The following is a 7,651-nucleotide window of genomic DNA, read 5'->3' as shown; positions in this document are numbered from 1 at the left end:
TTTACTGGCCATATCTTGTGCATCGCTTCTATCTTTTACTGTAGCTTCAAGCGTATAGCTTTTCAATAACACAGGCTTTTGCATGCCAATGGTCAAAAATAACCACACACACATTAGCCCTAGCGCAACAAAAAACACCCCAGATGCGCCTACAAGTTGATAAGCTCCACCGCCTAACATGCCGCCACAAAATGCGCCTAAAAACTGGCTAGTTGAATACACGCCCATTGCTGAACCTTTATCGCCAACAGGACAAAACTTAGCAATCAAACTCGGCAGTGATGCTTCAAGGTAATTAAAGCCGGTGAAAAATAACACTACCGCACCACTTAACACCCAAAGGTTATCGGCATAAAACCCCATCGCGGCAAGTGACACCATCATGATCATTAACGACAATTGGAACATGGTTTTGGTGTTGTTGCGTTTCACCCCAATGATAATTAACGGCACCATTAAGAAAAATGCGCCAACAAAAGCGGGGAAGTACAACATCCAATGCTTTTCTTTGACTAAACCGGCATCCACTAAATCGAGCGGCAATGCCACAAACACAGCAGTGAGCACTAAATGCAGAATAAAAATGCCAGCATCTAGGCGAAATAACTGCGGGTCTAACAACATACGTTTTAATTTTGTCGGAGTCGCGACCGTATCGCCTTTAGGTGCTTGGCTAATAGGATTGGGAACAAAAAACTGTACAATTAACATGCCTAATACCGCTAATACTGCGGTTAATAAAAACAGCCCCGTTAAGCCCATGTATTGCGCCACAATAGGCCCGACCAATAATGACAAGGCAAATGAAAAGCCAATACACATGCCGATAATCGCCATGACTTTAGTGCGTTGCTCGTCTCGGGTTAAATCGGCGGCAAGAGCTAATACTGCGGCAGCTATTGCGCCCATACCTTGTACTGCACGACCAAACACCACCCCGTAAATGTGATCAGATGATGCGGCAATTAAACTACCAATGGCAAACAATACCAAGCCACCTAGAATAATCGGCTTACGTCCGTATTTATCGGACAGAATGCCCATTGGTATTTGTAAAAAAGCTTGAGTTAATCCGTACGCACCAATGGCAATACCCACCCATAGCGGCGAAAAGCCTTCGAGGTGCTGACCATACAGCGCGAAGACAGGCATAATCATAAACAATCCCATCATTCGTAAACCAAACACACTGGCTAACGAAAATGCGACCTTTTTCTCCATACCCGACAGTCCATTACTGGCCATGCTGTTGCCCTTTGATAAGTAATTCAACAATATTATAAGGTGCGCATATTATCACAGCGCCATAAATTAGCTCAAAAGGAAATCACAGTTTTTGATATAAGGTGTTTTATCTGCACATGTTAAACTTTAGCGGAGTTTGATGCGTACCATAAAACCACCATAGTCAAAATTGATATGAAGTCCCCCAACAAACTATGCGATACTGATCGCTGTTTTGTTTTACATAAGTCATAGAGTGATATAGATGGATAAAATTGAAATACGCGGTGCCAGAACCCACAATCTTAAGAACATCAATCTAACCATTCCCCGTGACAAACTCATTGTGATAACTGGGTTATCCGGTTCAGGAAAATCATCATTAGCCTTCGATACTTTGTATGCAGAAGGCCAACGTCGTTATGTCGAATCGCTGTCGGCGTATGCACGTCAATTCTTGAGCTTAATGGAAAAACCCGATGTTGATCATATTGAAGGCTTAAGCCCTGCCATTTCAATTGAGCAAAAATCAACCTCGCACAATCCACGATCTACGGTCGGTACCATTACCGAAATCTATGACTATTTACGCTTGTTGTTTGCCCGTGTGGGTGAGCCTCGCTGCCCAACGCATAATCAACCCTTGTCGGCGCAAACAGTCAGCCAGATGGTTGATAAAGTGTTGGCGATGCCAGCAGACAGCCGTCAAATGCTGCTTGCTCCAGTGGTTAACGACCGTAAAGGTGAACACGTTAAGCTGCTTGAAAGCTTATCGGCACAAGGCTACATCCGCGCCCGTATTGACGGTGAAGTGTGTGACTTAACGGATCCTCCAACATTAGATTTGCACATCAAACATACTATTGAAGTGGTTGTCGATCGCTTCAAAGTACGCGAAGACATGAAACAGCGTTTGGCTGAGTCGTTTGAAACCGCTTTAGAATTATCTGGTGGCATTGCAAAAATTGCCAGTATGGATGATAGCAAAGCCGAAGAACTGATATTTTCAGCTAATTTCGCGTGTCCGCATTGTGGCTATTCGATGGCCGAACTTGAGCCGCGTATTTTCTCGTTTAACAATCCGGCCGGTGCTTGTCAAACTTGTGATGGTTTAGGTGTACAGCAGTTTTTTGACCCTGAGCGAGTAATTGCTAATGATGAACTCTCATTAGCAGGCGGCGCGATTAGAGGTTGGGACCGACGCAACTTTTACTATTTCCAGATGCTCAGCTCGCTAGCCGAACATTATAAGTTTGATGTTGAGAAGCCATATGCCGAACTAAGCGACAAAGTTAGAAAGATCGTCTTATATGGTTCAGGCAAACAAAATATTGCCTTTAAATACATTAATGACCGCGGCGATGTTGTGATCCGTAATCATCCGTTTGAGGGCATTTTAAATAATATGGATCGCCGTTATCGTGAAACCGAAAGTAACTCGGTGCGCGATGAGCTGTCTAAATTTATTAACATGCAGCCGTGTAACAGCTGTGGTGGTTCGCGTTTACGTGAAGAAGCCCGTAACGTATTTATTGGTGAGTTAAACCTACCGCAACTGACCATTTGGTCGATTGGCGAAGCTAAAGAATACTTCGACACCGTAGTGTTTGAAGGCCAACGCGCGCAAATTGCCGAGAAAATATTAAAAGAGATCAGTCAACGCCTTGGCTTCTTGGTCAATGTGGGGCTTAACTATTTAAGCTTGTCGCGCTCAGCTGAAACCTTATCGGGTGGCGAGGCGCAACGTATTCGCTTAGCCAGCCAAATTGGTGCGGGGTTAGTGGGCGTAATGTACGTGCTTGATGAGCCTTCAATTGGTTTGCATCAACGCGATAACGAACGTTTATTACAAACCCTTATCCATCTGCGTGATTTAGGCAATACCGTGATTGTGGTTGAACACGATGAAGATGCGATTCGCTTAGCGGATCACATTATCGATATTGGCCCTGGTGCTGGTGTACATGGTGGTGAAGTGATTTGTGACGGGACCCTAGAAGATATTCTTAACTGTGAAGAGTCGGTTACGGGCCAATATATTTCCGGTAAAAAGCAAATTCACATTAGTGACCAGCGCACCCCTATCGATCCGAAAAAGGTGATTGAGTTATTTGGCGCATCGGGTAATAACCTAAGAGATGTTGATTTAACCATTCCAGTTGGATTGTTTACCTGTGTTACTGGCGTATCGGGTTCAGGTAAATCAACACTGATTAACGACACCTTCTTTAAAATTGCCCATCGGATGCTCAATGGCGCTACCGTTGATGAACCTGCACCCTACAGAAGCATTGAAGGCATGGATCATTGCGATAAAGTAGTCGATATTGATCAAAGCCCTATTGGTCGTACGCCACGCTCGAACCCTGCCACCTATACGGGTATTTTCACCCCAATACGTGAACTGTTTGCTGGCACACAAGAATCGCGCACTCGTGGTTATCAGGTGGGTCGCTTCTCGTTTAACGTCAAGGGCGGTCGTTGTGAAGCCTGCCAAGGTGATGGGTTAATTAAAGTGGAAATGCACTTTTTACCTGATGTTTATGTGCCTTGTGATTCGTGTAAAGGTAAGCGTTATAACCGCGAAACCTTAGAAGTAAAATACAAAGGCAAAAACATTCACGAAGTACTGCAAATGACGGTTGAAGATGCTCGTGGCTATTTTGATGCGATTCCATCTATTTCACGTAAATTGCAAACCTTAATGGATGTCGGCTTGTCGTACATTCGCTTAGGACAAAGCGCGACCACCTTATCTGGCGGTGAAGCTCAGCGCGTTAAACTGGCTAAAGAGTTGTCTAAACGCGATACAGGTAAAACCTTATACATTTTAGATGAACCCACTACAGGGCTTCACTTTGCCGATATTCAACTATTGTTAGAAGTACTGCATCGCTTAAAGTCTCATGGCAACACTGTTGTGGTGATTGAGCATAATCTAGATGTGATTAAAACCGCAGACTGGATTATCGATTTAGGCCCTGAAGGTGGTGCTGGCGGTGGCATGATTTTAGCTGCAGGCACTCCAGAAGAAGTAGCAGAGCACCCAGAGTCTCATACCGCGAGATTCTTAAAGCCGATGTTGGCGCTTCACAGCAAACGTATAAAGGCTAAAAAAGCCAAATAACACGCTGAGATCAAATACCAAACCTTAGGTGAATAAGAGGAGAACACACTATGTTTACTACTCAAATTCACCTTAAGGTATTGGCTATGATGTTATTGTGCGGCTTACTCAATGCCTGCAGCCAAACACCTCAACAATGCTCGTCAGCTATTATCACCTCTTGGTCTAGCGCCCATAGCCAAATCACTCAAGATATCACCACACTGAGTTCTACTGAATTTCAAGGCCGTAAGACAACCACCGAAGGCGCCCGCCTGACTCAAGAGTATTTAATCAAACGCTTTACTGAGATGGGATTACAACCCTGGCAGCCAGCTTTTGCCGTCCCGTTTAGCTTTCAACATCAATTTTCAACTGTTTCTGGGGTCAATATTATTGCCACTATTGCGGCAAAAAATAGCTCAAACCGATGGCGAGTGATTACAGCTCATTATGATCACTTAGGTCAAACGGCCAGTAAAATGTATCCAGGTGCTGATGATAATGCCTCAGGCATTGCCGGAATGATGGCAATTGCAGCCCAATGGCAGGAAAATCCACCGTTAGATGATGTTAATTTGATGATTGTCGCAACCGACGCTGAAGAACCCGGCTTATATGGTAGCTATGCATTAGTGACGTTATTGCAGCAATACCCACTTATGGACATTGAGCTAAGCGTAAACTTGGACATGATAGGTCATCCAGATCGTCGTAGAGCAATCTACATGGAAGGGCAAAAAAATCTGTCAAATTTTGAGTCAATCAAACCATTGTTGATGCAACAGACCCAATTATGTATTCGAACTCATCACACAAATTTACTAAGTGGCCGGATGAAAAAAAGTGATTGGCTCAGAGCGTCAGACCATTATCCATTTCATAAAGCTGGCTACTCCTGGGTGTATTTTGGCGTGCCACCCCACGCGCAATATCACACTGCCGACGACACAATAGCCACGTTAGACATCGACTTTATTGTGGCGGTTGCTGAAACAGTATATCAAATGCTCAGTATCGATAAGCTGACCAAGGCCCCATAAACAGCCTAATTCACGCCAACAAATGTTCATTTTTCAACCAATTAACAAATCTTAAAAATCAAGAATCAGGCCAATCTTAAACTAGAATAGGCAATTTAATGTTTATTTTCAGTTTTTACGTGGTCAACACGCTTTGTTGCTGCTATAATACGCCCCCTTATCGGCGCGGGAAATCGACACGGGGTTGATTTTCTGTCTGTGAAACTTTAGCACGAGCTTCCGAACTTCGTGCGCATCCACAAGGCTACAACTCAATGTCATCTGAAAGAACTTTCCGCGAACTCGGCCTGTCTGAGTCTTTGTTGCGTTCGCTTGACGAGTTAGGTTATGAAAACCCTACTCCTATTCAAGCTGCTAGTATCGACCCGCTTATGGCTGGTAAAGATATTATCGGTCAAGCACAAACCGGTACCGGTAAAACAGGCGCGTTTGCCCTGCCTTTACTAAACAAAATCGACATGAAAATCAATGCTCCACAGATTTTAGTGTTAGCACCAACCCGCGAATTAGCGGTTCAAGTTGCCGAAGCATTTGGTAGTTATGCCAAATTCATGAAAGGCTTCCACGTACTACCGATTTACGGTGGTCAAAGCATGCAACAACAATTAAACGCCCTTAAGCGTGGACCACAAGTCATTGTTGGTACTCCTGGTCGTGTAATGGATCACATGCGTCGTGGCACATTAAAGCTAGATAATCTAAAAGCCTTAGTATTAGACGAAGCCGATGAAATGCTAAAAATGGGCTTCATCGATGATATCGAATGGGTATTAGAGCACAAGCCTGCTGACAGCCAACTTGCATTATTCTCTGCCACTATGCCTGAGCAAATTAAGCGCGTTGCAGCTAAGCACTTAACAAACCCAGTGAACATCAGCATAGCGTCTAGCCAGACAACTGTTGAGTCTATCGACCAACGTTATGTGCAAGTATCACAACACAACAAACTAGAAGCGTTAGTACGTGTTTTAGAAGTTGAAAATACTGAAGGTATTATCATCTTCGTTCGTACCCGTAACAGCTGTGTTGAATTAGCCGAAAAATTAGAAGCCCGTGGTTATGCTTCATCTCCATTACATGGTGACATGAATCAACAAGCACGTGAGCGTGCTGTTGAGCAGCTTAAGCGCGGCAAGTTAGACATTTTAATCGCGACTGACGTTGCGGCACGTGGTCTAGACGTTGAACGTATTGGACACGTAGTAAACTACGATATTCCTTATGATTCAGAAGCCTATGTTCACCGTATCGGTCGTACAGGTCGTGCTGGTCGTACTGGTATGGCAATCCTATTTGTAACCAATCGTGAAATGCGCATGTTACGCACTATCGAACGCGCTACAAACAGCCGTATTTCGCCAATGAAAGTGCCTAGCCCTGAATCAGTTGCAGAGCGTCGTTTATCTCGTTTAGGCGAACAAATCCAAGAAACCATTAACGGCGACTTAGATTTCATGAAAAACGCTGTAGCTGAATTATGTCAACAGCTTGAAGTTGATACCGATTTACTGGCAGCTGCGTTGTTACAACAAGTACAACAAGAGCGTCCACTACAGTTACCAACTATTACCGAGCGTCAACGTGATTCACGTGACGAGCGTAGTGATCGTGGTAGCGACCGTGGTGACCGTAATAGCAGCGACCGTCCACGTCGTGAACGCAGTGACCGTGGCGAGCGTAGTAGCCGTCCAGCACCAAATAGCTTTGGTGATGCAGAAGGCTTAAAAGATAACCCAGACGTGAAAATGAATCGTTATGTTATCGATGTAGGTCGTGAAAATGGTGTTGGTGTAGGTAACATCGTTGGCGCTATTGCTAACGAAGCAAACATCGATAGCCGTTTCATTGGTCAAATCCAATTGTTTGATCAAGTCACAACGGTTGATTTACCAGACGGAATGCCTAAAGACATCCTTTCACACCTAAGAAAAGTTCGTGTGTGTGGTCGTCCTTTAAACATTCGTGAAGCGGGTGATGAAGTGTTTGCTGACACGACTCGCGGCGCAGGCGCTCCACGTCGCCCACGTAGTGATCGTGCTCGTAGTGACCGTCCACGTACCGACCGCCCAGCGGGTGATCGTCCGGCTAGTGACCGCCCTGCAAGTGCAGAACGTCGTCCACGTAAGCCACGTGACAACGGTTAATCATTCAGTTGAATGACACAAAAAATGGAGCCTAAGGGCTCCATTTTTGTTTTCTGCTTTTACTCTCTATTCTCTATTCTCTATTCTCTATTCTCTATTCTACAAAATAAGTCTAAAAAATAATTAACATCCAT

4 protein-coding genes are annotated in these 7,651 nt (G+C 44.5%); 3 read left to right on the top strand and 1 reads right to left on the bottom strand.

Annotated elements, in window-relative coordinates; all coding sequences use genetic code 11:
- On the bottom strand, positions 1-1,245 hold a 1,245-nt coding region (locus CXF78_RS08985), incomplete at its 3' end, for an MFS transporter (RefSeq protein WP_102036562.1).
- A gap of 244 nt (positions 1,246-1,489) precedes the next feature.
- Between CXF78_RS08985 and uvrA the strand changes: the two genes are divergently transcribed.
- The 3 genes from uvrA (at position 1,490) to CXF78_RS08970 (ending at position 7,517) form a co-directional block, all read left to right on the top strand.
- Positions 1,490-4,351, top strand: coding sequence for an excinuclease ABC subunit UvrA (gene uvrA, locus CXF78_RS08980; protein WP_102036561.1), 2,862 nt, complete (start codon positions 1,490-1,492; stop codon positions 4,349-4,351).
- Between the two features lie 50 nt (positions 4,352-4,401).
- Positions 4,402-5,373 carry a M20/M25/M40 family metallo-hydrolase gene (locus CXF78_RS08975; protein ID WP_102036560.1) on the top strand — a complete coding sequence of 324 codons (972 nt, stop codon included), beginning with the start codon at positions 4,402-4,404 and terminating at the stop codon, positions 5,371-5,373.
- A gap of 254 nt (positions 5,374-5,627) precedes the next feature.
- The gene (locus CXF78_RS08970; protein WP_102036559.1) at positions 5,628-7,517 is read left to right on the top strand and encodes a DEAD/DEAH box helicase; all 1,890 of its coding nucleotides are present in this window, start codon (positions 5,628-5,630) and stop codon (positions 7,515-7,517) included.
- Positions 7,518-7,651: the final 134 nt, after the last annotated feature.

It is taken from the genome of Shewanella sp. 11B5 (assembly GCF_002836795.1).
In the GTDB taxonomy this organism is placed as follows: domain Bacteria; phylum Pseudomonadota; class Gammaproteobacteria; order Enterobacterales; family Shewanellaceae; genus Shewanella; species Shewanella frigidimarina.
This window is presented reverse-complemented; position numbering and strand designations above follow the sequence as displayed.